We start from the raw sequence: 24,938 nt of genomic DNA, 5'->3' as shown, positions 1-24,938 counted from the left end.
GTTATATCATGTCCGTTTAAATAACCGTCATTGCGACCGTTCGCGCAGCGTCTCCCTTAGGAGAAGGGAAGCAATCCCAAAAACGCAAGTGAATTGCGTCGTTTCACTTCGTTCCACTCGCAATGACATATTTTGGGTGATTTGCCGGACATCATATTACTCAAAAACAATTGAATCATAATAGAACTGAGAGTTTCATCATCAGGACTGCTTTATGATGTATCAAACCGACCCGCCGCGATCGCCAAAAGATGTATTGCCAACCATGTATGATCTTCCCAGTGAAGATCCTAAGGAGCCTGGTTTGCCCGATCAGTTTCATTTATTGCAACCTCGTCTGTTAGACGAAACCTTTCGTCCACCGAATTATCCCAGCGACGAGATATTTGTTGCTAGCGATTTGAATCTTTATTATGACCCGCGCCATCCACTGTGGCATAAACGGCCTGATTGGTTTGCCGTTTTAGGTGTTTCCCGTCTCTATGAACAACGAGATTTACGCTTAAGTTATGTCCTTTGGCAAGAGGGAGTTCAGCCTTTTATTGTGGTTGAATTGCTGTCTCCAGGTACTGAAAAGGAAGACTTGGGGCAGACATTGCGAGATATCAAGCAACCACCAGGAAAATGGGAAGTATATGAGCAGATTTTGCGTGTTCCTTATTATGCAGTATTTGATCGCTATAAATATGAGTTAAGGGTATTTAAGTTAGACGGTGGTCGTTATGCTGAGATAACACTGTCAGAATCACGCTTTTGGATACCAGAACTAGAATTAGGTTTGGGTGTGTGGCACGGACGCTATCAAGATGTAGAACAGCCCTGGTTACGCTGGTATGATTGGACAGGCTGCTGGGTATTGACTTCTACAGAACAAGAAAGTCAACGGGCTGAACAAGAAAGTCAACGGGCTGAACAAGAAAGTCAACGGGCTGAACAAGAAAGTCAACGGGCTGAACAGGAAAGACAACGGGCTGAACGGTTGATTGCACAATTGCGATCGCTCGGCGTTGAACCCGATGTTGATTAGCTTTTTTAGAAACTAGGACTTACGCAGAAGAGATCCCCCAACCCCCTTAAAAAGGGGGCTTTTCAGATCCCCCCCTTTTTAAGGGGGGTTAGGGGGGATCGAGGTTTCAGGTTTTCACAGCGTAAGTCCTAGAAACGTAATAGAAAAATTGCACATTCAAAACTCACAAATTTTGACTTAATTCCCCACAAGTTTGCTCTTTTGTGAATAGTCTGTATAGCCTTGAATATTTTCTGGTTCAAATTGACGCAGTACACGCGTAGCTTCGCGTATTAAATCCTCATTTCCGGTAACTGCAATTAAGTATTTGCCAGCATTCAGACGGTTACGATAGGGTAAAGCATCGCCACTGCTAACTGTAAAGCCGACACTTCGACCGATTAAACCAGCGCCCAAAGCACCGGCTATACCTCCTAAGATCCCAGCAAGAAATTCATTGCCAAATCGAGCAAACTGGGGAAATATTTCAATTTTTGTGAGATAGTTGAAGGCATAACCTGCAACAAATCCAAAAGGTACAAGCCACCAAAAGAGCCGATTTGATTGTTTGCGGGCTTGCTTGTCGGGATCAATTAGTCCAAATTCATCAGCACTTAGATAACCATCGCCCAAAATATTGACTTGTGAAGCTGGTAAGCCTGCTTTTTCCAGAGCAGAGTAGGCGGCTTCTGCTTGTATTCGATCTGGTAAAACTGCAACAAGGTAATTCATAAGACCTCACTTAATAAAGTTTTTTTGTGCAGCAATAAAACTGCTTAATACAATCTGATACCAATTTGAAAAATGATTGCGACAGATGAAGGTCTAAAAGCGATTACCACTAACTCTTTGCCAATCTAAAATCTAAAATTGTATGAGCTATTCTGGCTTTTTGTGCCATTGCCCATCGTTGCCTTTTTCGTAATCGCGTTTCACAGCGCTCCAAGCAACACGAAAGGCACTTTCTTCTTCCCCATATTCTTCTTGAGCATTATTAAATGCAGCCCGAAAAATTTCTTGAGCGTGCAAGGGTTAAGTGCTGTTTGACTGAATCAGGTAAGTCTGTAATCTGTTTGTAAGGCATAAATTTAGTTTCCTTATATGGGTATGGGGCATTGGGTTTAGTAGTCTCCCTTGTCCCCTTGTCTCCCTCATCTCCCCAATCTCATGTCTGCACTTGGCTTTGAGGTGGAAAGCCATGCTGGATTCTGCCTTCATCGCCATCAAACTTCATGGAGGTTTTGAAGAGTTCAAAACGCCCATCAGTTGCATATTGGACGCAACGATCGCGCAACGCTTGCATTTCTTTTGCCTGCATCGGTTGAAAACCACGAGCGATTGCTAAATTTTGCCGCAGTACTTCCAGCGAATCAATACCGCTAACAAGTGTAGCGATCGGTAAACTCATAACATAGCGGATGGCTTCTTGGGGAGTCACGACACCTTTTTTTACTGCATCAGCATTGCCACTGAGACTTTTCATGCCAATTACGGCAATTCCCCGTTTATTGAGTTCCGGTAGTACTTGCCGTTCAAAGCTTCTAAAACTAGCATCAAAACAATTAAGCGGCAATTGCACCGCATCAAATGGGTAATTGTAAGAGAGCATTTTTAGATGAATAGCGGGGTCTTTGTGACCCGTAAAGCCAACGAATCTGACTTTACCTTCTTTTTTCGCCTGATCCAGAGCTTCAATTGCTCCGTTGGCACGAAAAATCCTTTCTGGATCGTTGTCGTAAACAACTTCGTGGATTTGCCACAAGTCTAGGTGATCAGTTTTGAGACGACGTAGAGATTCTTCGAGTTGCTGCATTGCCACTTTGCGATCGCGTCCGTGGGTGCAAACCTTCGTCATCAAAAAAGCCTTGTCTCGTCGCCCTTGCAACGCCTCTCCCATCCACTCTTCACTACGATGCTTGTTATACTCCCAAGCGTTATCCATGAAAGTGATGCCATTGTCAATAGCTTCGTGGGTGATGCGAATCGCCTCTTCCTTGTTCTTTGCTTGCCCTAAAGTTGCACCTCCAAGTGCGATTGCTGACACTTTCACCCCTGTTTTTCCCAGTGGACGGAGAGGGATTTCAGCACTGTTTGTGCTATTCGTTGGAGTTACAGATAATGCTGGAACCTCTGCTGCTTCCACTTCGGGATTTGCATTGAGGATGTGATCAGCAAAGATTGCCCCTGCACCTGCACCGATAAAGCCTATTCCTTTTAAAAAATTTCGCCGCTTTACCTCTAAAGGTAGATGCTTTTGGGCGGCTTCATCATTATTTTTTCCTGTCACTGATTTTTTGTAATTAAAAATACTTAATTCTTGCCAATTTAGTTTAAGAATTACACGTCTGAAAATAATTCGTAATTATTAATCTATAATTGAATTATTAATTACGAATTACGAATTACGAATTACGAATTAGTTAAAGCCGTGATGATGTCAATAAATTAATTGTTTGTGGCTTGAAACTCGATGTGCTATCCCAATAATTAACCTGGTTAATATTCACCTTAAGCAAAGCAATATCGGGTTCGTCCAATCCTTTAGGAAACCAGGTTTGAAGTTCCGGCTTCCATAGCTCTCGCATCTTGTTGCGGTCTTTCACGAGTTGTGCTGTACCTGAGATAGAAACGTATCGCTGCTGTTCGGGTGACGAGAAACTAATATTTACCTGCTCATGGTGTTCAATCTCAGTCACCTTATGGGAACCAGCGTATGTAAAGAACCAGAGTGTGGCTTCAGAGTTAATTTCACCACTTTTTGACATGGGGTAACTATGCAAACTGCCATCATCATCGACTGTGGTAAACATACCATAATCAATATTTTTGATTAGTTCATGCAGCTTTTGAATCTGTTGATCGCGGTCTGTAGAAGTTGCCATTGTTTGTACTCTTTTCTCTATTTGCTTTTCGTTGACTGTAATTTTTGATTACAATCAGGTTTCATGCTGGTAAAGTTATTTTTCAGTATTAACCTTTTTTGTTTAAATTGCGTGAGCCTACAGATGGAATTATCCTAAAATTAGCTTTTTTAGTTATATCTATAGAGATATTGGTTAAAAGTGACTGTTCTGTGCATACATAACCTTTAGGCATAGTCAGGTGAATTTTGGGCTTATTTCTTTAGACATAAATTTAGGACTTACGCACTGTACAAATGCATCGTGATGTGCATTACCTATCTTGAGGAAGTTTTCAGGCTTTTCTTAATTATCCTGCGATCGTAAATAGACCATGCTGTAGGGGCTAAGCATTGCTCATTGGTGTCAACTTAACGTCAAACCCTTGTCAAAACGTGATATTCAGTTCTCTGGCTTCCCATCACGATCCGCGTTACCCCACCCTAACCCTCCCCTTTCCAAGGGGAGGGAACTGGATTTTCTTGTTTCCCCCCAATAAACGGGGGGATTAAGGGGGGTAAAACGCCTGTGGGATAAGCGTTTGAGTTTAAGTTGACACTAATGAGCAAAGCTTAGCCCTTACAAAAGATATGGTTTTTAACCTTCAAACATATTTGGTATTCATTGTCAATGCGTAAGTCCTAAAATTTTATAAATTTTTTCAGTCCACCAAATTGGAGATTTTGGTGTGGGACTTAAACCATGCACCCTAATTGGTCGCGGCAGGAGACTGATAGCGCAGCGTTAGCGAGTCCGCGAGCGTCGGGCAGTATTCCTCCCCGATGCTTTGGGGCTACGGTGTACACACAAGTCGAATTACCCCCTTAATCCCCCCTTAGAAAGCTACGGTGTACACACAAGTGCTGTCCACATAGGTTTCAACTTTTTTACCTACATTTTGTCAGAGTTAAACTGTCACACTCACCAACATCCCGCCCAGAACTAAAGTTCAGGGCTAATAGCTGAAGTCCACTTAAGTGGACTGAACGATCAATTTAGTCCACTTAAGTGGACTTCAGCTATGAGACTCGGAATTCATTCCGAGGCGGGATAGAAACGCAGTGCGAGATTTTTTAATAAAGATAGACTGCGACAAGACTTGTGTGTACACCGTAGCCTTAGAAAGGGGGGAGACCGGAAATCTAGTTCCCTCCCCTTTATAAGGTCCGGGTTAGGGTGGGGTAAAACCTTGGTTAATCAGCTATTTCAGACTTGTGTGTACACCGTAGATGCTTTGGGGAGGGGAGCGTAAGTTTACTCAAATGCGGGGTGGGGTTCCTTATTTTTGATTTATGCAAGAGGTCTATTGAAAAAGCATTTATGAGAAAGTCAAATCTCATTTTGCTTGCGGAAAACACTGAAATAAGTAAGTAAACTGGGGTTTGAGAAAGTCAAATGTCATTTTGCTTGCGGAAAACACCAAAATGAGTAAGCAAACTGGAGTTTGAGAAAGTCAAATGTCATTTTGCTTGCGGAAAACACTAAAATGAGTAAGCAAACTGGGGTTTGAGAAAGTCAAATGCCATTTTGCTTGCGGAAAACACCAAAATGAGAAAGTCAAATGGCATTTTGAGAAAGTCAAATGGCATTTTGAGAAAGCATTTAAGTATTTTGAGAAAGTAAACAGGCTTTTTGATAAAGCAATTAGGCTTTTTGATAAAGTAATCAGCAAATATACCTGACGATTAAAACTCACGGCTGCACATACCAACATCCCGTTCGCCTTAGCGTGGTGTCCCGTAGGGAAGGGTACAAAGCCGACGCTTAGATATTCTGCAACTGTGAAATTTTATATGACACGGCAATAGCGATCGCTCTCGTATTGCAAAATTAACAAAGGAAATAAAAATTTAACCTAGCTATCTGTGGTCAGCAACAGTATCTTTTTTTACTTTACAGTCCGCTTCCTATTCATAGCACGCTATGAATCTTAGCAAAATTTGTATTTATCGGAAATTAAAGGGTTTAAGACCCCAACCATTACACGTAGCGCAGTTTCAGTTGGGGTTTAAATCCCCATCTGAAAATGTCTAAAATGTTTGAATTTTGAATGCGTGAATTTTGAATTGTTAATTGACCTGCTTGATATAAAACTGATAGATTGTCATTGCGAATGAAGCGAAGCGGAATGAAGCAATCACAAAGTCTAGATGTTGCGATTGCTTCTCTACGAGACGCTCCGCGAACGCTTCATTTCATTACGTACCCTGCGGGAACGCCAAGGGCGAACGCAATGACAAAATATGTTTTTACACATTTGGGATCCTCCCTTCTGCAACTGTGAAATTTTATATGACACGGCAATAGCGATCGCTCTCGTATTGCAAAATTAACAAAGTAAATCAAAATCAAGCCTAGCTTGCTATGGTGAGCAATAGTATCTTTTTTTACTTTACAGTACGCTTCCTATTCATAGCGTGCTATGAATCTTGGCAAAATTTGTATTTATGACAATCAAGGTCGAAATTATTAGTAATTGGATTGTATAAGATCCTTGTAATAATTTAAGCATTAATCACAATTAGAAATTGACAATGGCAAGTACATCCAACGTCCAGATTACCATCGCCCTCCAAGAGCCTGATTTAGATGACGATGAACTGCAAGCCCAAACGCAGAGACTATTGCAACAGTTGCTAGAACTGGATGAAGTAGAAGACGCTAGTCTTTTTGGTGAAGCAGAAGCACCAGAAAAGAGCAAGTCACTCACAGGGCTGGCCGTGGGTTGGCTAACAGCGCAGGTGAATGCCAAGAATATTAAAGCACTGATGGGATTTTTAGGCGATCGCCTTGGTAACAAAACCATTGAACTAGAAATTGAGGCCAATGGCAAGAAGCTGAAAGTCAAAGCCAGCAGTCGGCAAGAGTTAGAAGCGGCAATTGAGGCAGCAGAGAAATTCGTAGCAGGATAGAGTATTTCAAATGGCTAAAGTAGCGTTGCTGATTGGCGTGAGTGAGTATGAGCCTGGGTTAAACCCGCTACCTGCTGCTATCAAAGATGTTGAAGCGATGGAGCAAGTGCTGTTACACCCAGAAATGGGCGGCTTTGCCGAAGCAGATATTATGGTGCTAAAAAATCCCCAGCGCCAAGATATGGAGGAAGCTATCGAAAATCTATTTGCCCATCGTCAAAAAGATGATCTGTCCCAAACCAAACAACTCAGGTAATTCCAGACACAGAGCTTCCCAAAAGTCCCCAAGTACTGCTAAAGTGGATTGTTCCGTTAATATTTGTGGTAGGAGCAGGTGTTTTAGGATTGTTCGTGAGGCAACTGCGATCGCCATCAGTCCCCTTGATTTCATCCACTCCGATACCAACTTCAAATCCTACCATCGAACCGACACCCGCAGCGCGATCGCTTGCTAACCTTTCTCCTGGCTGGGTAATTAAAACCAACAATCAAATTGCCTTGGGAAACAACCAATCGCTTCCCCCTGGAGCTTTTTTAGAAGTTATCAACACAAAACCAAATTCTAAACCTGCTTCTCTTAATTTTTCCGTGTCTATGCGAGTCTGTGCTAATAAAAGCACACAAACTCCAGCTAATACTAATAATCCAGCAGTAACTTCCTCAGTTCCATCAAATTCAAAACCTTTGCCGGAAACAGTATTGCTGGACTTATCCCAGCTGAAACGCTTTGGCGTCTCTATTTTACCAGAAGATGTACCAAGTCCATGTACAACCGTCACACAACCACCAGTTACTCAACCACCCGACGACGATAGCAGTCCAACTTAGTCAAATACTCAATACAACTACAGGTTTGAGTACTGTATAATTTCAATAATTTTATTAATCACCTCTGTTAATTTTTCAGTTTTTATTTGACCTGCTTGATATAAAACAATTTGTTTGTCGGCAGTAAAAATCCGATTTGGTCTGATATTACTTGGCTGATTTAAACGGCCAGAGTTAAAATTACTATTCTCCACTTCAATAGCATAGATATCGCCAACAGATTGGCTAGTAATTTGGCAAAGAATCAGGTCATTACCCTGAAGAGTAGCAATAACTAAAGCAGGCCTGCGTTTTGTTTTAGTTAAGTCTGAAAAGGGAAATGGAACAATAACAACATCTCCTTTTACAAATCCTGCCATGCGGAATCTTCCTCTGGTTTTAACCAATCTTTTTGCAGTGATGATTCACTCATAATGGTGATTTCTAAAGTTTTATCTTTCTGGTATTTGGCTTGTAAAAACTGAACAAAATCTAAAATTTCCTGTAACAGAGGTTCAGGTAATTTTTCTAGTTCTTGTGTAATCTGTTTTTTAAGCATAATTGTCTTGTTTTGCGTTTTGGCAATATCTAAAATAATATTTATCATATCGGTTTTTAAATTAAAATATAAAACCAAATAAATACTGCAACTGTGAAATTTTATATGACATCCAGCAGCGATCGCCAATAATCACCAAAGTTATCATACTTGCGATCGCTACTCATGACTTGTCTCAGTGTGCTAATCTATCAAGTCCTGCTTAATAGAGTATTCTTACTCAAAGATTCTGTTAAATTTGTACCTTCTGAATGAGCCTCTTCAACCTATAGCAGGAGTGTCATTTTCCATTAAGCGCCTACTATGAACAACTAGGGAATCAAATCGCAGTATATCTGCTTTTCAAATTATGGACTTGAAGTACAGGTGGAAAAATGGCTATCGACCAAGCCGAGATGAAGCGGCAAAAAACCCTCATTTGTTAGATGAGAGTCAGTTCGATAACGAGCAAGACCGAAAGCTAGCTGAAGAATCTGCAAGAAAGCATTTGGGTATACCAGCACCAACCTTAGACGAAGATAAGCCAATACTACCTCATTAGCTTCGCCTAACGAAAAGGCTTAATAACACCATTTCCAAAAATCTTTGCAACAAATTGCCTGTAGGGGCGTATGGCTGTACATTGGTGTCAACTTAACGTACCCGCAAGGAACTGAAGTTCCTTGCTAATAGCAAAAGTCATCTGAAGATGACTAAATATAGCCAAAAATCTTTAGTCTACTTCAGTAGACTTTAGCTATTAGCCTTGAACTTTAGTTCTAGGCGGTTGAGTCAGCCAACAGTTAAGCTATTTTTAGCTTAAGTTGACACGCATGATAGCTGTACGTCCCTAACATCTATCTGTAGCAGGAATTTCGTGAAAGAATATAACGCTTGGGCATTTTGTGCATATCTACACTCCGCACCATTATTATAAAGTTAAACAGAATGCAGATCTATCAACTTTTCAACCGATTAAACAATAGGAAACTCACAAAGTTACTCACTCAAACAGTAGCTTTAGCCGTAGGCGCTATTGTTCTACTTTCAACTACTAATGCTGAGGCTGCCGAGCAAGTTGTTTTAAAGTATGGTACTTTTCAGGGGCAAATATCTGTTCAAGAATTAACTCAGTTTACAGAAACTGGTAAAACTACCCCGACATTAAGAGCTTATTTACAGGCGGCTCAACAAGACCCCGCAGTAGCTCGTAAGGCACTAAAAGCCCCAATAAAAGCCGATGCTGCCTTTTTAAATAGTTTACTGTCTAGCTGGGCAGGGCCAATTTTAGTTAACCAAATTGGTGAGGTAGTTCACCCTCCCGGAGGACAACTAAATCAGGAGGCACTGCGAAGTGCTTTAAGTACATCTATTCAACAAAATGGTGAAGTTACACTGCTTGGAGCCATTCAGAATTATCCAAATACTTCTGTTGAACTTGAAGGAGATCGTCTCATCGCTGTTTATGAACGCCTAAGCAATCTTGCAGAAACCTTATGAGGGTTACGTCATCAGATGATTGGTTTAGTGTCTCAATAGTCGTGGATTTTAGTAGCGATCGCAATGAAGTTAATACTGATGAGTCTATCTTAGGGTTCATACCTTGTTACCTAGAAATTCCCTAACCTAAATGTAGAGTTTAGTCTAAGAATAGGGAGAAGAATTGTATGACAACCGATGTTTCTAAAAATATTAAGAAGGATGTTAATGGGTCACTGATAAGTGGTATACTTTTGAGTATTTTAGGGTTTATTGCGATCGCAGCGCCTAATTTCACCACCTTATTCGCCGAAAGTTGGATTGCGGTGATTTTGATTTTCGCCGGATTTACAAAACTAGTTTATGCCACTCAAACCCGCCACCAAGGAGGTTTTATTTGGAAACTTCTATTGAGCGGACTCTATATTGCAACGGGTATAATGCTGTTTGTTTATCCTTTTACAGGTATTCTCACACTAACTCTGTTGCTTGGCAGCTTTTTACTGGCTGAAGGCACATTCGAGTTAATTCTGGCATTTAAGTTACGTCCCCAAGATAACTGGACGTGGATACTAGGTGATGGTATTATTACGCTGGTCTTAGGCGCAATGATTTGGTTCCAGTGGCCCTTTAATGCGCCCTGGCTTCTTGGCACACTAGTTGGTGTTAGCATTATTTTCACTGGCATTTCACGCATCATGCTGTCATTGAATGCGCGTTCTACCTTGAATCCTAGTAATGAAGCTGCAAATCCTACTTAGTAGATAAGGAATGGGGAGTAGGGAATGGGGAATGGGGAATGGGGGAAGAAATCAATTCAAAATTAAAGAACTTCTGCCTCCTGCCTCCTGCTTCCCAATGTTCAAACTTGAGTAGTGACAGTTTACTAAGACATTGCAGCAGCGATCGCTCTGATATTGCTAAATTAGCTAAGGAAATCAAAATCAAGGCCAGCTAGCTGCTTTTCAACAATGGTATCTATTCCTACTCCCTTCTCGGATATTCAAAACCATTGGGCACGCTTATTTATTACAGCCTTAGCCCAACGTAGTATTGTCAATGGATTGCCTAACGGCACTTATCGCCCCGATAATTCTGTTACCCGCGCTGAATTTGCCGCTATCATCGCTAAGGCATTTCCCACAGTTTCTAAGAAGCGGCAGTATGTCCCCTTTGTTGATGTAACTACTAATTATTGGGCAGCAGCAGCCATTCAAGCAGCTTACGAAAAAGCATTTCTTAGCGGGTTTCCTGATAAAACTTTCCGTTTTGCTAACCGAATTACTAGGGTGGAAGTTTTAGTTTCTTTGGTAGGAGGCTTAGAAATTGCCACCAAAGTAAAACCTGACCTCCTCTCACAACTTCCACAAATTTATCAAGATTCTGTTCAGATTCCTGGGTATGGTAGAAATCAGGTAGCTATTGCCACCAGCGCTGGACTGGTGGCTAGTTTCCCAAATATCAAATTACTCAATCCCAATCTCGCAGCCACCCGTGCAGATGTGGCAGTGATTATTTATCAAGCTTTGGTGTATTTAGGGTTTGCTGAAAAAATTGCCTCTAGTTATCTAGTGCAGCCGCCAATACTTACGCCCACGCCAATACCAACACCAATACCAATACCAACGCCGACACCTACACCTGTCGGTAGCGTTAGGGTAAATCATAGTCGGGAATTCCGAGGGGCATGGGTAGCATGTGTGTGGAATAGTAATTGGCCTTCCAAAGCAGGACTTTCTGTTGCCCAACAAAAAGCTGAACTCAGCGAGATTATTAGTAAATTACAAGCGCTAAACTTCAATGCCCTTATCTTCCAGGTGCGACCAGAGGGAGACGCTTTATATGAATCTCAATTAGAGCCTTGGAGTGCTTGGATTACAGGAACTCAGGGTCAAGCACCAGAACCATTTTATGATCCTTTAGCGTTTGCGATCGCAGAATGTCATAAGCGCAATATTGAACTTCATGCTTGGTTCAACCCCTACCGCGCCAGCACTTCCACCAACCCAGCTAAAACAGTTCGTCCGCACATAGCAGCTACCAATCCAGAAAGCGTTTATTTGTGGAAAACTCAACGCTGGATGGACCCAGGACTGAAAATAGTTCAGGATAGAGCTTACAACGTAATTCTTGATGTAGTGAAGCGCTACGATGTTGATGGCATTCACTTAGATGATTATTTTTATCCATATCCCATTGAGGGACAACCTTTCCCCGATGATAAAACCTACGCTGCATATAAGGCAGCCGGTGGTACACTCAGCCTTGGCGACTGGCGACGAGATAATGTTAACAGAATGGTACAGCGCCTCTGGCAGGGAATTAAAACAACCAAACCTGACGTTAAATTTGGTATTAGCCCCTTTGGGATTTATCGCCCCGGACAACCCACTGGTATTACTGGGTTGGATGCTTATAACGTGCTGTATGCCGACGCCAAGAAATGGCTAGCAGAAGGCTGGATTGATTATATCGCGCCTCAACTTTATTGGCGCACAGACCAACCACAACAAAGTTATTCGGCGTTGCTAAAGTGGTGGACACAGGTAAACACTAAGCAAAGACACGTTTACGCTGGTAACAATTTGACAGAACCAAGCAACAAGAGTCGGGAGAGTGATGAGATTGAAAAGCAGGTGAAAATTAGTCGTAGCCAGGCTGGACAGTTGTCACTAGGGAATATCTTCTTTAATGTCGGTGTTTTGACAGAAAATAGTCAGGGCATTGCTGATAAATTCCAAAGTCTGCTTTATAACAAACCAGCGTTACCTCCAACTTTGTCTTGGGAGGATACAACACCGCCGCCTCCGCCTATTCAACTACAAGTCAATAACCGCAAACTGAGTTGGCAGCCTGGTGATAATCAGCCAGTTCGTTCCTGGACACTTTATCGACAAACTGGCGATACTTGGACAATTCAACGAATTTTGTCTGCTGGCACAACCTTCGCTACCGTCCAACAAGCGGGAACCTATGCCGTATGTGCGGTGGATAGATTGGCGAATGAAAGTGTGGGAACAATTATTACAGTTAGTTGAACCAAAGTGCTAAGTGGTTACGCAAAATTATTTATGTCATTGCGAACGAAGTGAAGCAATCCAAAGCCCTTGCGATTGCTTCGTTTCGCTTCGCTCCACTCGCAATGACAAATGTATATTTAATTTTGCACAACTACTTATCTATGAGTGCGTAGGTGCAGCCCGTCGTAGACATCGCCTGCGACGGGTAAAGTCATAGCTTCCCCCACAATAAACCAAGAGGCTGGTCAAAATTTGGCTCTAATGCTAAAAAACTATGTAAAATTAGTCTATTTCCACCATTACCTAGTTGAACCATATTTTTCTCGTTTATCTACTATTTTTTTGTAATCGAGAAAATTAAAGATGATGAAGGGATTGCTTATACGAGTTAATACTGTGCCATAGTTGCTATGAAAGCTTTATGACAAAATTAAATCTGTCACATGGCAATTGAAATTGAGATTAATGGAACGTCAAACGCAGATGCGCTCTACATCGCTAACGCTCCATCCCCTTGTCGCATCCGCCTAGCTTCCCCGACCACAGAGAATTCTACGGTGACATTGAGCAGTCGCCCTGCACAGCCCGGTGGTGGTCAAGTGGTTTTCTATGCATCTCGAAGTCAACCGTCGAAAGAGAGTCTGGATCTCACGCTGCCAGCTGATGGTTCATGGGTTTCTTTCGAGATTGGGGGTAAGTTTGGTTTTCCAAGTGTCAACGATCAAGACTGCTTGCTTGTCGTGAATGGGATAGGGGATGAAATCACATTGCCTCTAATGGTACGTGTTCGCAAAAATGCGAACAACCTCACTGTAGGCGAGCGCGATCGCTTCCTAGAGGCTATCTTCCAACTCAACCTTTCAGGAACGGGTATCTATCAGGACTTCCGGGATATCCACGTTGGTCCCTCTGATCCAGAGGCTCACCGAGGACCACAGTTTTTACCCTGGCATCGGGCTTTTCTGCTGGATATTGAGCGCGAGCTTCAGTCGATAGATCCTTCAGTTTCCTTGCCCTACTGGCGCTTCGATGAGCCAGCACCACGGATCTTCCAGTCCGACTTTATGGGGGCAACGCAACAAGTTGCTCAAAATGGTTCTGCCAGCTTGGCTGTATTCAACAGCACGAATCCGCTCGCCGCATGGGTAACTGATGGCGTGCCTGGGATTCTACGCAGTGCGGTTTTTGATACTGCAACCAGCCCTGCTCCTGGGCCAATAGGATCCCCTGTACTATCCCAAGCGCAAACCTTGGCGCTAGGCGATTTGTATTCAGCCTTTAGCACTATGGAGGGTTTGCCCCACGGAGCCGCACATGTGTCATTCAGAGGTTCTGTCTCCTCGGTTCCTCTTGCAGTTAAGGATCCTCTTTTTTTCCTACTTCATGCCAATGTTGACCGTTTATGGGCACTTTGGCAGTGGCTGAACGAACGCATAAATCCTCAGGAGTTAGAGACCTATACCCCAGAGAACAGAGATGGACGCCGCCTGACTGATACAATGTGGCCGTGGAACGGTGTTGTTACCCCACCCCGTCCCAACTTCGCTCCAGGAGGTCAGCTTCCGGGTTCGCCAGTTACATCATCGCCAGGTATGATGCCAATGGTGCAAGATATGATTGATTTCCAAGGCTTTGAAACATCAACTGCGAGACTTGGCTATGGCTACGATGATATTCCCTATGAATTCAGCTGAAAAAACATATCAATTATGAAACACCAACCATGAGTAGCATCGAAGATTATCGACGCCAATTAAGTCAGCAGGTCGCTGTAGAACGCGCACACAGCAACGAGCCGCGCTGGAGTTCAAGACTCGAAAGCCTAGGTGCTGAGGATGTGCTTGGGTCGCCGCAAGGCGATATGACCGATGTAGATAACTTGCGGGAGGCAGTTGTCGGGCGGCAATTGAATCTCGACCCTGCGTTCCGTGTAGAGGCTCTAGGGCAAATTGTTTCCAAGAGTGAGCCATCAACTGCACATCAACTGCCTCTTGAGATCCTGTCCAATCCACAAGAAACAGTGCAGGTTCGTCTAGCCGCGCTGAGACTTCTGGAGTTGTTAGCCATCTCAAGTCCCACATTTCCTGAATGGCGTCCCGCCTATTTGGAGTCCCTGCGTATCGCCATCGAGACATCCGAGTTACGGCTTTCGGCCTTTAGTGCACTCATCTCTCAGGGTGACCGACGTGCCCAAGAACTGCTGATAAGGGGCCTTGAAGATTCTGAGCAGGCGCTGGTGAGTCCTGCTGATGCCCTGAATCTTCTCAGTGAAGATCCTCACGCAGATGTGCGTGAGCTGGCACGCCAGATTGTGGATCAGCCTCCTGATGAACGAACGCTAGAAGCCGCCATCCGCCATCTTGCTGGTGATCCCTCATCTGTGGATCGTCTCAGGGCGCTGGTTAGCGATCAACAAAAAACAATTACTGCACGTAAGCTCGCGGCGACGGCACTCAATGCGCTTGCGCCTGAAGCATTGCCTGTGCCTGAGACCCGACGTTCAAATGATTTTAGTGCTGAATCGGCTGATGTTGAAGCAGCTGAAGATCCAGTGGAGGAGTTTGTGCGTATCCTTGCCAGCCGACGACGGAGGCCATCATGAGAATAGATTCGGGAAGTGCGATCGTTGATGTGGAGGCAATCCGCTCCGAAGAGGAGGTGATTGATCTTATCCAACGCGGTCAAGGGGATGCGAGCTTCACCCCCTGCTTTTTAGCCCTCCTTGAGGAACGCCACCCTGTCTATGACGGTGCCGATCCAGCAACCGTGACGCGAATCCGAGGTTCCCTAATTCGCGCCCTTGCTCATCGAGCTCTCCCGGAAACGGCCCTTCCATTTGTGCTTGCAGAGCTGGAGAGTGCCTTCGACCCTTGGCTGACCAGCGTGGCAGCCGCCGCTCTTCGCAAACGTCCAGAACCCTCCTCCCAATTTGTAGAACCGCTACTTGAGGCCATCCTCTACATCCGCCATCGTGATGATCTGATTCGTCTTGATACGTATGGTGGCTACGGAGACAACGGGGAAGCGACTACCGCCCTAAGGGAGATTTTGCGAACAATCGCGTGGCTCGGCAGTTGTGGGCGTAAAGCTCTGCCGCGACTGCGGCAGCTAGCTGGTGAACTCAACAGTGAAAACTTACGTTCAGACTTGAACAACGCTATTGAGGCGCTGGAAGCTTATCCCTCGGCAGGGACGGAAGAAGAGCTAGACCATGGATCAACAATCACACGGCTATTTCAACCACTCCCCAGCAAGCTAACCCAACTTCGTTTGCAGGATCAATCCGGTTGCACATTTCTACTACCGGATTTCTTTCGGGGTCAGCCAACAGTCGTGGTCTTTTTCTTTACACGATGCGGTAATCCTGCAAAGTGTCCACTCACTATATCCAGGCTTGGTCGCCTGCAGAAGCGACTTAAAGACATGGAAAGCCGGGTTCGTACTGCCGCTATTACCTATGACCCCGAGTATGACGATCCGAGGCGACTCACACAATACGCTCGCAGTTGGGGCGCTCAAGTCGATGAAAACCACCGCTTCCTAAGAACTCTAGACAACCATGCCTCTCTACGGGAGTTCTTTGAACTTGGGGTGAGTTATGGCGGAACCAGTGTGAATCAGCATCAACTAGAAGCCTTTGTACTCAATGCCGAATGCAGCATAGTTGGTGCAGTGAGGAGAAGGCGATTGGATGCCTCAGAGATCATTGCTGAGATAGCAGAACTAATGGCTTGATGGGAAAAGTTTAATAAGAATAACCCCGACCTCGCAACAGAAGCGAACCGCATTGGCAACTACTGTTTTGGTGCAACTGTCCGTTAATGGCGGCTATAAAAGGACACTCCCCATTCTCCCAAGGTTAATCCTCAAAACTCAGTGGTTTACCGTTGAAATGCTGGTGAATTTTCTCAGGGTGAAACCAATCGGGTTACAACATCTCAACAGGTGTACTTTTAGCTGCTGATTTCGGTACTCCCCAGTTAAGGCGGCGATTATTTTTTCTTGGTTGCCGAAAGGACATTGGTAGTATTCGCTTACCTTTATCTACTCATAGTCCTGAACTTGAATTATTTGGGTTACTACCCTATGTAACTGTTGCTAAGGCTTTTGTTGACTTGCCAGAAGCAGAGTTCAGCCGTTAATTTTCTAATCGGAAGCTTGACCAGAAAGACTCTAGTACCGCAAGGCGGAAGTCACGCATTCAAAAGTATTATGGAATGGGGTTTTTAGGGATTTTAAATGGCTGCTCTATTTACTCCGTGGCGTACTAGAGGGATTGAGCTAGGGTCAACTAGCTATATGATTAACTTATATTTTGACTAAGGCAGATCACCGACTTTTTACAGTGCAATCATGGGTATGCCAGCATCACCAAAGCTTGTCCATGATAACTGGATGAAAAATTGGGGATTCACCTTTCGGTAGATTTAGACGGAATCATCAAAACTGTATATTTGGATGGGGTAACACATAATTTGCCACAAAACCTCATGCCAAATCAGTAATTTCCATATCAACAGATGAAATATTGATTGAATTCTAGTTAATTTGTTCCTTAAGTTCCTCATAAGCCATGACATCCCCTGAGCCTCAAACTGATTTTGGAGACAAAGCTCCACAAAACTCATTTGAGCCACCTTCTGGAAAACGGCGGTGGCTTTGGGTTTTAGCTGCACTACTATTGTTAGGGGGCACAGCAACTCTAGTTTGGCGTTTGCTCACTCCGCAAAATTCAGCACCTTCAACTGTTAATGCTCAACCTCAAGGGGTAAGAGTCAAAATATCGACAGTACAAAGCGGCATTATTGAGGAAAGTTCAGATTTTATTGCTAGCCTAACATCCCAGCGCTCAGTCACACTCCAGCCGAGGATTCAGGGCCAAGTTACCCAGATATTTGTCAAATCGGGAGATCGAGTCGCAGCAGGAGCGGCAATTCTCCAAGTAGATCCTACATCACAAGCAGGTATCAGTGGAAGCAATGCTGTGCCTCAAGGATTTTTAGTGCAACTGGAAAATGCCCGCGCTACACTCAAATCTCTGGAAGCACAACGACCATCCTACGTTGCAAATGTGCAATTGTACCAGCAGAATTACGAAAAGTTTGTCACCCTAGCCCAGGAAGGAGCCGTGTCTCGACAGACTCGCAATCAGTTTGGTAATAGGCTCGCCAATGCTAAGGCTAATCTTGATGCAATTGATTCTAGAATTCAAGCACAACGAGCCAACATATTGCAGGCTCAACAAACTTTGCAGCAAGCTAATGTAAATATTCCAAAACAACAAGGGAACCTCCAGTCCGACAAAATTACCGCTCCCTTTAGTGGCACAGTTGGCAACATCGCTGTGAAAGTAGGTGATTTAGTTAATACTTCTACACAATTAGTTAATATCGCGCAAAATCGACCTTTAGAAGTCAACATCTCTGTGCCATTACAGCAAGGGCCCCAACTGCGTAAGGGAATGCCAGTGGAGGTTATGAACACACAAGGTCAAAAGCTTGGTAGAAGTAGGGTCTTTTTCATTGCACCTACTGCCAATAATGAAACACAAGGAATATTGATTAAAGCACTTTTTGACAACCCTAATGGTCAGTTACATGCAGATCAATTGGTAAGAGCTAGATTATTCTGGAATCAGCGCCCCGGAATTTTAATACCCACAACAGCAATGACTCGTGTAGGTGGAGACACTTTTGTTTATGTAGTTGAAACAGAAAAATCTCCCCAAGGTGTATCTCAACAAGTAGCTCGGCAAAAGCGAGTGAAGCTAGGCGAGATTAAAGACAATAATTACCAAGTTATTGAAGGATTACAGCCAGAAGATAAAGTTATTATTTCAGGGTTGCTCAATCTCAGGGATGGTGTTGCGATCGCTCCAGAATCTTAAAAATGGATGCTAAATTGTAGTAACTTACAACTAGCATACTACCAAATACCTACCACCAATCCCCATGTTTGTTGATTTCTTTATTAAGCGACCTGTATTTGCAAGTGTTTGCTCTATTATCATTTTGTTGGTAGGAGCCATCAGTATCCCGACACTACCCACAGATCAATATCCAGAGATCAGCCCGACTCAAATTAACGTTACTGCTAACTATGTCGGTGCTAATGCTGAAGTTGTAGAAAATACCGTTACGACTATCTTAGAGCGGCAGATTAATGGCGTTGAAGGCATGAAGTACATGACTTCAAATAGTAGCAACAATGGCAATAGTACGATTACAGTTACATTTGACGCATCGCGCAACAAAGATATTGCAGCAGTCGATGTGCAAAATCGTGTGTCGATCGCTCAACCGCTCTTACCAGAAGCTGTACAGCAAACTGGAGTCACTGTCACTAAGCAGTCTAACAACATTCTCTTAGCGATCGGGCTGTACTCGGATAATAAAGAATACGACAACGTTTTTTTAAGTAACTATGCCGACCTCTACATAGTAGATGCCCTCAAAAGAATCAAAGGGGTGGGTGAGGCGCAGATTTTTGGTGAACGCCGCTATGCGATGCGCTTGTGGCTCAACCCCAGCAGCCTTGCTAGTCGTAACCTCACTCCCCAAGATGTGATCGATGCACTCAATGAGCAAAACTTACAGGTGGGGGCTGGGCAAATTGGGCAGCAGCCAACATTACCAGATCAGATGTATCAAATCGATTTGCAAGCTATTGGCAGACTAAGTGGGGCAACAGAATTTGCCGACATGGTGATCAAGACATCTGAGAATGGCACGCTGGTAAAGTTGAAAGATGTGGGTCGGGCGGAATTGGGAGCAGAAAATTACAGTACTTTTCTGCGATTTAGAGGCAACGAAGGTGTGGGCCTAGGGATATTTCCCAGTCCTGGGAGTAACGCTTTAGACGTTGCTAGGGCAGTTAAAAGCGAAATGCTGCGGCTAGAGCAAAGTTTTCCCCCAGGACTGAAATATCAGGTGGCGTTTGATACAACACTTTTTGTGGAAGCGTCGCTAGCAGAAGTAGTCAAGACGTTGATAGAAGCGATCGCTCTGGTCGTTTTAGTAATTTATATCTTCTTGCAGGACTGGCGGACTACGCTGATTCCGGTGGTTGTCGTTCCCCTAACCTTGATTGGTACTTTTGCCTTTATCAAGGTTTTTGGATTTTCGATCAACACCCTGACCATGTTTGGTTTAACTTTGGCAACGGGATTGGTGGTTGATGACGCAATTGTGATTGTTGAGAATATCTCTCGCTTAATTGAGAATGAGGAGATGTCGCCCCGCCAAGCTGCCTCTGAGTCAATGCGGGAGCTGTTTGGGGCAGTGATTGCAACTTCCCTAGTAATAATGGCTGTATTTGTACCCGTGGCATTCTTCCCAGGAGCTACGGGACAGATATATAAGCAATTTGCGCTGACGATCGCTTTTTCAATGGCGATTTCTACCTTTCTAGCCATTACCTTAACTCCTTCCCTCTCAGCGTTGCTGCTGCGTCCGGGGCAAAGACCACGCGGTTGGTTAGGCTGGATTTTTGAGCGGATTAACAGGTTTATTGATTGGACACGCAGACAGTATGAGGAAATACTCAAGCGCTTGACACGGGTGAAAGCGATCGTAGTGGGAGTATTTATATTGTCCTTGGGGGTGACGGGCTGGCTTTACATCAGCGTACCTACAGCGTTTATCCCTGATGACGACCAAGGTTATTTCATCACCATTATCCAAGGGCCAGAGGGAGTTTCACTCAACTACACTAGCGAAGTCATGGCTAAGGTAGAAAAAGAAATCCTCAAATTGCCAGAAGTCACAGGTACTTTTGCGATCGGTGGTTTTGGTTTTAGTGGTAACTCTGCTAATAGTGGGGCAATTTTTTCGACTCTCCAGCCTTGGGACAAGCGTCACGAACCGGGACAGTCAGCACAGGCAATCATTGGTAAGTTGGGTGGAGTGCTAGGGGGAATTCCCGAAGCAAGAATTTTTGCAGTGAATCCACCATCTATTCAAGGTTTAGGTAGTTTCGGCGGCTTCCAATTTGAGCTACAAGACAGAACAGGGAACAGTGGTTTAAATAACTTAGTGCAAGTTATGGGTCAGCTACTCCAACGCGGTAATCAGACACCAGGATTGCAAGCTGTGTTTAGCACTTTTAGCGCAAATACACCGCAGATGTTAATTGAAGTAGACCGTAACAAAGCTAAATCCCTGCAAGTTGGAGTAAACGATATCTTTAATACCCTACAGGCTTACTTGGGTTCGCGGTATGTCAACGACTTTAATTTGCTACAACGAACTTATCGGGTGTATGTTCAAGCAGACGCTCAGTTTCGCTCTAACCCGGCAGATATCGGTAAATTATACGTGCGTTCTGCTAATAATCAGATGATTGCCCTGAGCAATCTCGTGAAAATTACTTCTGCCACCGGGGCGCAAACGATCAATCATTACAACTTGTTCCGCGCCATTGAAATCAACGGTTCCGCCGCTCCTGGTTATAGTTCCGGTGAAGCAACAGTAGCGATGGAGCAACTAGCAAAGAAGGTTTTGCCAGCAAGTATGGGCTATGAATGGTCGGGAATCGTCGCCGAAGAAAAACAGTCTGGCGGTCTAGCGCCCCTGATTTTTGGATTGGGACTTGTCTTTGTCTTCTTAGTGTTGGCTGCTCAGTATGAGAACTATGTTGACCCACTAATTATTATGCTGTCAGTTCCTCTAGCTATTTTGGGGGCGTTATCGGCGCAGATGTTGCGGGGTTTAGCTAACGATGTATTTTGCCAGGTTGGTTTAGTAATGCTGATTGGTTTGGCAAGTAAAAATGCCATTCTGATTGTGGAATTTGCCAACCAACTGCAAGAGCGGGGTCTTTCAATTACCAGAGCAGCAGTGCAAGCATCACAAGAACGCTTACGACCTATCCTGATGACTTCCTTCGCTTTTATCTTGGGTATTTGGCCATTGGTAAATCCCGAAGGAGCAGGAGCAGCTAGCAGAAAATCTCTTGGTACTGCGATCGCTGGCGGTACAATTGTCTCTACTTTCTTGACTCTGTTTTTTGTACCAATTTTATATATCGTAATTGGCAAAATTCGCGATCGCTTGAGTCCACGTCGTCAGCCTCATGAGCTAGATGTTAGTCAAGATAGCAAAGTTCCTTCTACCACCCATCGGTAAGTTAGGAGAGACGCGATTAATCGCGTCTGTACGTTAGGAGTTAGGAGTTAAAATGTTCTCCTAACTTTTATCTTTTGTATATAGCAATACGCTTGGGTTAAGGCTTAACTGTTGTCAAAGTTAATTTTTTAACGAACCGCGTTGGCGAGTGCGTCTCGCAGAGAAGACGCAAACACGAGTGTGTCTCCAAGAGTTGAACGCAAAGGAAGAGAAGAAAGAGAAGGAAGAAATGCTTAACTCAACTGTATTAGACCTCTTGCAAAAGTCTATCCCCTTTTCCACATCCCGTAAAAAGTCAGGTTGAGCGTACGCATTTGCTTGTTGAGCGTACGCATTTGCTTGTTGAGCGTACGCATTTGCTTGTTGAGCGTACGCATTTGCTTGTTGAGCGTACGCATTTGCTTGTTGAGCGTACGCATTTGCTTGTTGAGCGTACGCATTTGCTTGTTGAGCAACAGCATTTGCTTGTTGAGCAACAGCATTTGCTTGTTGAGCAACAGCATTTGCTTGTTGACTTCCCTGTTCCCTTTCTCTACGAGTGCTTCAGGAATCAAATGTGATTGCTATATATTAATAACTGAAACAAAAACAGGTGAATCTATGGCATCAATAGCCGGAAAAGTTGCAATTATCACTGGTGCATCGCGGGGAATTGGACGAGCGATCGCACTCAAGTTAGCTGGTAACGGCGCATCTATTGTCGTTAACTATGCGGGTAATGCAGGCAAAGCACAGGAAGTTGTTGCAGAAATTGAAAAGTTGGGAGTAGAAGCGATCGCCGTACAAGCTGATATTAGCAAAGTACCCGACATCAAAAGGTTATTTGAGCAAACACTTGAGCGCTTCGGTAAAGTGGATATTTTGGTCAACAATGCCGGAATCGCCTTTTATAAACCAATTACTCAGGTGAGTGAAGAAGATTTTGACACGATTTTTGCCATTAACGTCAAAGGCACTTTTTTTGCTTGTCAACAAGCCGCGCAACATATATCAGAAGGGGGGCGGATTATCAACTTTTCCTCATCAACTACGGCGATGATGCTGCCAACTTATAGTGCTTATGTAGCAACCAAGGGTGCTGTTGAACAAATCACGCGGGTACTAGCTAAAGAATTGGGTGCAAAGGCGATCGCAGTCAATGTTATTTCTCCTGGCCCCACCGATACAGAACTGTTTCGAGAAGGCAAAACACAAGAACAGATAGACCGTTTAGCCCAAATGGCTGCGTTTGGCAAACTGGGAGAGGTACAAGAAATCGCCGACGTAGTAGCATTTCTCGCTAGCGACGAAGCTAGGTGGATCACTGGGCAAAACATCCGTGTAAACGGTGGAATCGCTTGAATTTAAGGAGATTGACGACTGGGCATTGGGCATGGGACACTCAGCATTAGTTATCGGAAATTAAAGGGTTTAAGAGGTTGTTTGAAAAGTCCTATTGTGGGTATAAAAAGTTTTAGATCCCTCTAAATCCCCCGATAAATTGGGGGACTTTGACTCCGGTTCCCCCCTTTTTAAGGGGAGCCAGCGCGGTCTTGGGGTCTCCCCAAGTGGAGCGACTGGCGTGGGTTAGGGGGGATCTAAAAGTGCCTAAAATCACAGCAAAACACTTTTAAAACAACCTCTAAGACCCCAACCATTACACGTAGCGCAGTTTCAGTTGGGGTTTAAATCCCCATCTTAAAATGTCTAAAATGTTTGAATGCGTGAATTTTGAATTGTTAATCCTCTTGTCTCCCTTGTCCCTTTTGTCCCCAGTCTCCAGTCCGCTTTAAGAGGTATCAAAATGCCTATCATAGCCAAGAACAACGATGTAATTACGGTCATAATTATCTTTGCAGTCGAACCTGAACGTCAGCAGGAACTGATAGATAATATTGTGGAATTTCTCGAAACAGGAGTAAAACACCAGCCTGGTTTTGTCTCATCCAACATTCACAAAAGTATAGATGGCGTGCGGGTAATGAACTATGCCCAGTGGAAAACTCAGGAAGACTACCAAGCATTTGTGAACAATTCCGAAATCCGAAAGCTAGGAGCAAAGGTTTTCCAGTTCCATATCCACGAGTCCCATGTCTACGAAGTCGTCGTTTCCCTACCAGATGATGCCACACTCAAAATTACCAAAGGTGGTTTGATTCACCTTGCAGAATTCCGGGTAAAGCCAGAAAATCAGCAACGCCTAGTGGAATTGGAGAGGGAATACTTACCACTTGGATTACAAAATCCAGGACTTCTATCTGGTAATTTCCACCGTTCCCTGGATGGCGTACACAATGTGAACTATGGTCAATGGCGCAGCTTTGCAGATTTCGAGGAACTACTGAAAGATCCAAAGTATGCGCCCTTGGGTAAATATTGGCAAGGTCTGGCTGAAAACGAGTTTCATCTCTACGAGGTTGTGTTCACTGAACCTGCTGATTGATTGGAACCTAAGTTAGTAGCGTAGGAATTGTCAATTTCCGCCGTAATTCCCGAATAGCAGCGCTAGTATTACGGTCATAGGCAATTTTTAAACACTCTGTGACTACCTCTGACACATTGATGTTGGGGAAATAGCGGCTACTGGTTTCAACAGTATAGCGATCGCCTTGCAATCTGTAAATCACAAGCTGGTTCTTCCTAAACAACCAAACTTCTGGTACTCCATAAGGCAGGTAGTCATTTACATCGGTGTAGCTGGTGATGTCTATCTCCACCACTAAATCGGGGGATGGATCAACGCCCCAATTGATGGGATCTTTACCTGCGATTGCTTCCCAGTTTTCAATATAAAAACAGTAGTCTGGTTCTATACCACTTTCCTGTGGCAGTTCCATTGTGATTGGGGTAAATGCCTCGTATTCTCGTCCCAGATGATCGAGCAAAACTTTGACTACATCTGCAATTACACTTACTTTACGCCCATGTTCTGGTAGCGGTGCCATCAAAAGAATTTCTCCATCTCGATACTTAATGCGAGGAGAGGAGCGATCGCCTAGTTGTTCATTGAGTGCTTGATAGTCTTGCCAACTTCCGGGTAGGCGGACTACTGCGCCTGGAGGCAAATGGATTGTATCGGGTGTGACAACAGCAAACATAGAACTGAACCTCCACCTCCACAATAGTTAAATATCAACTGCTGCGGCTGAAAAATACAGCAGCGACAATAATC

24 protein-coding genes and 1 pseudogene are annotated in these 24,938 nt (G+C 44.0%); 17 read left to right on the top strand and 8 right to left on the bottom strand.

Going from position 1 to position 24,938, the window contains the following annotated elements; translation table 11 throughout:
- Positions 1-217: 217 nt before the first annotated feature.
- Positions 218-1,027: a Uma2 family endonuclease gene (locus LC653_RS13720; protein WP_229495056.1), complete on the top strand. Its 810-nt coding sequence runs from the start codon at positions 218-220 to the stop codon at positions 1,025-1,027.
- A 177-nt stretch (positions 1,028-1,204) separates the two neighbouring features.
- Here the strand turns inward: LC653_RS13720 and LC653_RS13715 are convergent, their stop codons facing one another.
- The 4 genes from LC653_RS13715 to LC653_RS13700 form a co-directional block, all read right to left on the bottom strand.
- Positions 1,205-1,738 carry a hypothetical protein gene (locus tag LC653_RS13715; RefSeq protein ID WP_229495004.1) on the bottom strand — a complete coding sequence of 178 codons (534 nt, stop codon included), beginning with the start codon at positions 1,736-1,738 and terminating at the stop codon, positions 1,205-1,207.
- 147 nt (positions 1,739-1,885) lie between these two features.
- Positions 1,886-2,035: a ChaB family protein gene (locus tag LC653_RS13710; protein ID WP_229495003.1), complete on the bottom strand. Its 150-nt coding sequence runs from the start codon at positions 2,033-2,035 to the stop codon at positions 1,886-1,888.
- Positions 2,036-2,171: 136 nt separating this feature from the next.
- Positions 2,172-3,293, bottom strand: coding sequence for an aldo/keto reductase (locus LC653_RS13705; RefSeq protein ID WP_229495002.1), 1,122 nt, complete (start codon positions 3,291-3,293; stop codon positions 2,172-2,174).
- A 133-nt stretch (positions 3,294-3,426) separates the two neighbouring features.
- Entirely contained in the window at positions 3,427-3,888 is a 462-nt protein-coding gene (locus LC653_RS13700) for a pyridoxamine 5'-phosphate oxidase family protein (protein WP_229488521.1), read from the bottom strand.
- Positions 3,889-6,440: 2,552 nt separating this feature from the next.
- On the opposite strand from LC653_RS13700, the gene LC653_RS13695 reads away from it, so the two are divergent.
- The 3 genes from LC653_RS13695 to LC653_RS13685 all read left to right on the top strand — a co-directional run bounded on the left by LC653_RS13695 (position 6,441) and on the right by LC653_RS13685 (position 7,646).
- On the top strand, positions 6,441-6,818 hold the full coding sequence (locus tag LC653_RS13695) for a hypothetical protein (protein ID WP_229495001.1): 378 nt from the start codon (positions 6,441-6,443) through the stop codon (positions 6,816-6,818).
- A 10-nt stretch (positions 6,819-6,828) separates the two neighbouring features.
- Complete coding sequence (locus LC653_RS13690) at positions 6,829-7,074, top strand: caspase family protein (RefSeq protein WP_308189083.1); 246 nt, start codon at positions 6,829-6,831, stop codon at positions 7,072-7,074.
- A 65-nt stretch (positions 7,075-7,139) separates the two neighbouring features.
- The gene (locus LC653_RS13685; RefSeq protein WP_229495000.1) at positions 7,140-7,646 is read left to right on the top strand and encodes a hypothetical protein; all 507 of its coding nucleotides are present in this window, start codon (positions 7,140-7,142) and stop codon (positions 7,644-7,646) included.
- A gap of 17 nt (positions 7,647-7,663) precedes the next feature.
- On the opposite strand, the gene LC653_RS13680 is transcribed toward LC653_RS13685, so the two are convergent.
- Together LC653_RS13680 and LC653_RS13675 are read right to left on the bottom strand one after the other, a co-directional pair.
- Positions 7,664-8,005, bottom strand: coding sequence for a type II toxin-antitoxin system PemK/MazF family toxin (locus LC653_RS13680; protein ID WP_229494999.1), 342 nt, complete (start codon positions 8,003-8,005; stop codon positions 7,664-7,666).
- Positions 7,990-8,262, bottom strand: coding sequence for a DUF2281 domain-containing protein (locus LC653_RS13675; protein ID WP_229494998.1), 273 nt, complete (start codon positions 8,260-8,262; stop codon positions 7,990-7,992). The genes LC653_RS13680 and LC653_RS13675 overlap by 16 nt, the downstream gene beginning before the upstream one ends.
- 271 nt (positions 8,263-8,533) lie before the next feature.
- Between LC653_RS13675 and LC653_RS13670 the strand changes: the two genes are divergently transcribed.
- The 11 genes and pseudogenes from LC653_RS13670 to LC653_RS13620 all read left to right on the top strand — a co-directional run bounded on the left by LC653_RS13670 (position 8,534) and on the right by LC653_RS13620 (position 21,787).
- Complete coding sequence (locus LC653_RS13670) at positions 8,534-8,725, top strand: bromodomain-containing protein (protein ID WP_229494997.1); 192 nt, start codon at positions 8,534-8,536, stop codon at positions 8,723-8,725.
- 386 nt (positions 8,726-9,111) lie between these two features.
- Entirely contained in the window at positions 9,112-9,663 is a 552-nt protein-coding gene (locus tag LC653_RS13665; RefSeq protein WP_229494996.1) for an alpha/beta hydrolase, read from the top strand.
- Entirely contained in the window at positions 9,660-9,788 is a 129-nt protein-coding gene (locus LC653_RS46205) for a hypothetical protein (RefSeq protein WP_267921736.1), read from the top strand. Before LC653_RS13665 ends, LC653_RS46205 begins: the two co-directional genes overlap by 4 nt.
- A gap of 42 nt (positions 9,789-9,830) precedes the next feature.
- Positions 9,831-10,403: an HdeD family acid-resistance protein gene (locus tag LC653_RS13660; protein WP_229494995.1), complete on the top strand. Its 573-nt coding sequence runs from the start codon at positions 9,831-9,833 to the stop codon at positions 10,401-10,403.
- A gap of 210 nt (positions 10,404-10,613) precedes the next feature.
- The gene (locus LC653_RS13655; RefSeq protein WP_229494994.1) at positions 10,614-12,680 is read left to right on the top strand and encodes a glycoside hydrolase family 10-like protein; all 2,067 of its coding nucleotides are present in this window, start codon (positions 10,614-10,616) and stop codon (positions 12,678-12,680) included.
- A 425-nt stretch (positions 12,681-13,105) separates the two neighbouring features.
- Positions 13,106-14,356 carry a tyrosinase family protein gene (locus LC653_RS13645; protein WP_229494993.1) on the top strand — a complete coding sequence of 417 codons (1,251 nt, stop codon included), beginning with the start codon at positions 13,106-13,108 and terminating at the stop codon, positions 14,354-14,356.
- A 29-nt stretch (positions 14,357-14,385) separates the two neighbouring features.
- Positions 14,386-15,264, top strand: a complete 879-nt coding sequence (locus LC653_RS13640; protein WP_229494992.1) for a hypothetical protein — start codon at positions 14,386-14,388, stop codon at positions 15,262-15,264.
- Between the two features lie 164 nt (positions 15,265-15,428).
- Positions 15,429-16,397 carry an SCO family protein gene (locus LC653_RS13635; protein ID WP_229494991.1) on the top strand — a complete coding sequence of 323 codons (969 nt, stop codon included), beginning with the start codon at positions 15,429-15,431 and terminating at the stop codon, positions 16,395-16,397.
- A gap of 197 nt (positions 16,398-16,594) precedes the next feature.
- A pseudogene (locus tag LC653_RS13630) lies at positions 16,595-16,804 on the top strand (DNA cytosine methyltransferase); the annotation flags it as partial.
- 431 nt (positions 16,805-17,235) lie between these two features.
- Positions 17,236-18,549, top strand: a complete 1,314-nt coding sequence (locus LC653_RS13625; RefSeq protein WP_229494990.1) for an efflux RND transporter periplasmic adaptor subunit — start codon at positions 17,236-17,238, stop codon at positions 18,547-18,549.
- Between the two features lie 64 nt (positions 18,550-18,613).
- On the top strand, positions 18,614-21,787 hold the full coding sequence (locus LC653_RS13620; RefSeq protein ID WP_229494989.1) for an efflux RND transporter permease subunit: 3,174 nt from the start codon (positions 18,614-18,616) through the stop codon (positions 21,785-21,787).
- 266 nt (positions 21,788-22,053) lie between these two features.
- Here the strand turns inward: LC653_RS13620 and LC653_RS13615 are convergent, their stop codons facing one another.
- Positions 22,054-22,341: a hypothetical protein gene (locus LC653_RS13615; RefSeq protein ID WP_229494988.1), complete on the bottom strand. Its 288-nt coding sequence runs from the start codon at positions 22,339-22,341 to the stop codon at positions 22,054-22,056.
- 46 nt (positions 22,342-22,387) lie between these two features.
- Here LC653_RS13615 and LC653_RS13610 point away from each other — a divergent pair, with 46 nt between their 5' ends.
- Entirely contained in the window at positions 22,388-23,128 is a 741-nt protein-coding gene (locus LC653_RS13610) for an SDR family oxidoreductase (protein WP_229494987.1), read from the top strand.
- Between the two features lie 442 nt (positions 23,129-23,570).
- A complete protein-coding gene (locus LC653_RS13605) occupies positions 23,571-24,209 on the top strand; it encodes an antibiotic biosynthesis monooxygenase family protein (RefSeq protein WP_229488508.1) in 639 nt (212 codons plus the stop codon).
- Between the two features lie 7 nt (positions 24,210-24,216).
- On the opposite strand, the gene LC653_RS13600 is transcribed toward LC653_RS13605, so the two are convergent.
- Positions 24,217-24,864, bottom strand: coding sequence for a Uma2 family endonuclease (locus LC653_RS13600; RefSeq protein WP_229494986.1), 648 nt, complete (start codon positions 24,862-24,864; stop codon positions 24,217-24,219).
- Between the last annotated feature and the right edge of the window lie 74 nt (positions 24,865-24,938).

It is taken from the genome of Nostoc mirabile CHAB5784, assembly GCF_020829645.1.
GTDB lineage: Bacteria > Cyanobacteriota > Cyanobacteriia > Cyanobacteriales > Nostocaceae > Nostoc > Nostoc mirabile.
Note: the sequence above shows the minus strand (reverse complement) of the source record. Positions and strands in the feature narration are given on the sequence as shown.